We start from the raw sequence: 2399 nt of genomic DNA on the forward strand, positions 1-2399 counted from the left end.
CGCTGCGGCGCGAGCAGGTGCTGCGCGCCGCAGCGCCGGCCGCGACGATCGGCGACGACCAGAGCGTGCGGCGGCACGGCTGCCCGGGACGGGACCGCTCCGCGCCCCAGGGCCTCGACCGCTGTGCACAGGACGGCTATTACGTGTTCACCTCCGGGTCCACCGGCCGGCCGAAGGGCATCGCCATGCCCCGGGCCGCGCTCGACAACCTGGTGGACTGGCAGCTCCCCGAACTCGGCGGACGTCCGCACCGGGTCGCCTGGTTCGCCTCGGTCGCCTTCGACGTGTCACTGCAGGAGATCGCCTGCACGCTGGCCGCGGGCGGGACCCTCGTCGTGGTCCCCGAGGAGATCCGCGCCAGTCCCGGCGCGCTGCTCGCCTGGCTGGTCGAGAACCGCATCGAGGTGCTCCACCTGCCGTACGTCGCACTGCAGATGCTCGCGGTGCAGGCCGCCACCAGCCCCCTCACCCCGCAGCTGCGGCTCACCGAGGTGATCACGGCGGGGGAGGCCCTCAAGTGCACCCCGGACATCGTGCGCATGTTCCTGCGCCTGCCGGGCGCCCGGCTGACCAACCAGTACGGCCCCTCGGAGACCCACGTCGTCACGCGGTGCGCCCTGCCCGGCGACCCGGCCCTGTGGCCCGCGCTCCCGGCGCTGGGCACCGCCGTCCCCGGCGTGCGGGTGACGCTGCGCGACCCCGCCGGTGCCGAGGTCGCGCCCGGTGAGCAGGGCGAGTTGTGCGTCGGCGGGATCGTGCTGCGCGGATACGTCGGCGAGGGCGCCGCCGAGGCCAGTGCCCGCGCGCTGTCCGAGGGGTACTACCGCACCGGTGACTTCGCGCGCGAACGCGCGGGGCTGCTCTGGTTCGCGGGGCGCGAGGACCACCAGGTCAAGATCGACGGCCATCGGGTGGAGCCCGAGGGGGTCGAGAGCGTCCTGCTCGCACACCCCGGGGTGAAGGAGGCGGTGTGCCTCGTCACCGGCCGGGAGTCCCTGGAGCGGTCCCTGGCCGCGATCGTCGTGGGCGACGTGGAACAGGCGGCGCTGCGCTCGTTCCTGAGCGCCCGTCTGCACCCGTCGATGGTGCCGCGGCGCGTCGTCGTGGCGGACACCCTGCCGCTCACCGCCACCGGCAAGGCCGACCGGCTGGCCGCCGCGCGGCTACTCGGGGCCGGCCGGCACTAGCCGGCGCTCGCGCAGGGCCTCGTAGAACGGCAGGTGGTGGCGGAGGTAGGACGACAGCTCTGGGTCGGTCGCCGGGTCCGTCCCGTGGCCGCCCGGCGTCGCGCGAAAGCCCGCGGAAGAGCTGGCCTCGGCATGCCAGCGGGAGGTGCGCTGCCACTCGCTGCGCGCTCCGGGCCGCCAGTTCAGCGCGTCCGGCAGGAAGGGGATGCCGACGGCGGCGCAGTACGCGGCGACCAGGCCCGGGGCGTCCGCCACCAGGTCGTCCGAGTCGATGACGACCGGCGGCCGGGCCGACCTCGCGGCGACCGCCCGGAAGATCTCGAACTGGGCCTCCCCGCCGATCTGGTGGAGCCGCACCTCGGGGTTGAGCGCGTGGTAGGAGGCGATGGTCTGCGCGGGGTGGCGGATGAGGAACGTGTGGGTGGCGTCGCGGCCCAGGAAGGCCTCGTCGGCGAGGAGCGCGGGGTAGCGCTCGTCGGTCGTGTCCTTGAAGAAGACCGGCTTGGACTGCGCCAACTCCCGTATCACCGCCAGCAGTTCGCCCTCCTCGGCGACCGTCCGGTCGCCGACCTGCAGGCTGCCGAACTCGGCGAGGTTGGAGAAGGGCTCGTGCAGGACGTGGAAGTCGCCGCGCTCGGCCATCATCCGGAAGAACGCCGTGGAGCGGCTGCGCGGCATGCCCCACAGCGCGATGATGCGCGGTCCGTCGTCCGCCTCGTAGCTGGTCACCGTCGCCCTCACCCCTTCGCCGTCACGGCCGTTGCGCCCCGCAGTCTGGCACGGAACGACGCCCCGACCGAGGCGTTGTCGCCCTTCGCCGGTTAGGGGAACTCCCCGACTGCCACGCCCTCGTAGGCGCTGCGAACCTCGAACCAGCTCTGCAGCATCGTCCGATTCGACGGGAACAGTGTGGTGTCGCATGAACGCGCTACGGGTGTGGTCGAAGGCGGACGAGGTCCGGATGTGGCTGCTGTGCCTGCACCCCGGCGGCGGTGAAGCGCGCCTGTTCAAGGAGTGGGCCGGCCGGCTGCCCGAGGAGATCGGCGTGGCGGCGCTCGAACTGCCGGGCCGCGGCGGCCGCAAGGGCGAGCCGTGGGCCGCGGACGTCGAGGAGGCCGTCGGCGCGTTCGCCGACGCCGCGGCACCGCTGCTGGAGCGGCCGGTGATGCTCTACGGGCACAGCATGGGGGCGGTGCTCGCCCTCGACCTGGC

Annotated in this window: 3 protein-coding genes; 2 read left to right on the forward strand and 1 reads right to left on the reverse strand. The window is 73.8% G+C overall.

From position 1 onward, the window contains the following. Positions 1 to 1187, forward strand: a 1187-nt coding sequence (locus G3I40_RS35360; protein ID WP_164558935.1) for an AMP-binding protein, incomplete at its 5' end; no start/stop codon positions are given. On the opposite strand, the gene G3I40_RS35365 is transcribed toward G3I40_RS35360, so the two are convergent. Continuing rightward, a complete protein-coding gene (locus G3I40_RS35365; protein WP_343245117.1) occupies positions 1164 to 1916 on the reverse strand; it encodes a sulfotransferase family protein in 753 nt (250 codons plus the stop codon). The genes G3I40_RS35360 and G3I40_RS35365 overlap by 24 nt on opposite strands. A gap of 190 nt (positions 1917 to 2106) precedes the next feature. On the opposite strand from G3I40_RS35365, the gene G3I40_RS35370 reads away from it, so the two are divergent. Then, positions 2107 to 2399, forward strand: a 293-nt coding sequence (locus tag G3I40_RS35370; protein ID WP_164558936.1) for an alpha/beta fold hydrolase, incomplete at its 3' end; no start/stop codon positions are given.

Source organism: Streptomyces sp. SID14478 (genome assembly GCF_010548525.1).
GTDB lineage: Bacteria > Actinomycetota > Actinomycetes > Streptomycetales > Streptomycetaceae > Streptomyces.